Annotated in this window: 1 protein-coding gene; it reads left to right on the top strand. The window is 36.5% G+C overall.

Going from position 1 to position 830, the window contains the following annotated elements; genetic code table 11:
* Nucleotides 1-642: 642 nt before the first annotated feature.
* On the top strand, nucleotides 643-830 hold a 188-nt coding region (locus tag BIV60_RS27940), incomplete at its 3' end, for a helix-turn-helix domain-containing protein (RefSeq protein ID WP_141770561.1).

Genomic DNA, 830 nt, shown 5'->3' with positions numbered 1-830 from the left:
GAAGGTCCTGGCACTGCTCCTGAAGGTGGCGCTGGAGAAGGTCCTGGCACTGCTCCTGAAGGTGGCGCTGGAGAAGGTCCTGGCACTGCTCCTGAAGGTGGCCCTGGAGGAGGTCCTGGTGTCGGCGGATGAATCATTTTAACATTTTTAAAATATCTCGTATCCAAAGTTACTGGTCGCAAAGAAGGGTATAGTAAGGCACGTACTATAGTTGATCCTGGTAGAGGGAGCTGTAATATGAATACAGTTATTACATTGTTTGAATTGCCATACTCGACTGTAATCCATTTTTCACGGTATTGTGCATAAGATTGTTGACGTAAATCAGGAATAGAATAATATTGATAATACATAGCTTTACTCCTAACTTAAACTGTAATATGATATCTTTTATTTTTATTCCTATAGGCTTATGTATGTATAGGTAATAGGCCTATTTCATGATGTAATTACTTTTGTAAAATGAAGGAGTCATGTTGTGCTTAATATTTATTTTTGCAACTACCAATAATGAGCGAAATACGATTTTTTCGAAGAGAAAAAGGGATATTTACATACGGACTAAAAAGGATTGAAAAAAGCACCGAAAATGATCTGCCCCGTGAATGTTAGACACCAAACTAACATTTACGGGGTGTTTTTATGTCCAAATTTACATTCGAAAAGAAATTAGAAATTGTTCAAAGATATTTAAGTAATGAGGGAGGTTATAAGTCCCTTGGTAAAAGATATCGAATTTCGCATAATCTCATCAAAAAATGGGTTCTACAGTATCAATATAATGGTGAGGAAGGACTTATTAAAAGCTATACAAACTATACAGTTCAGTT

It is taken from the genome of Bacillus sp. MUM 116, from assembly GCF_001866655.1.
In the GTDB taxonomy this organism is placed as follows: Bacteria; Bacillota; Bacilli; order Bacillales; family Cytobacillaceae; genus Neobacillus.
Note: the sequence above shows the minus strand (reverse complement) of the source record. Positions and strands in the feature narration are given on the sequence as shown.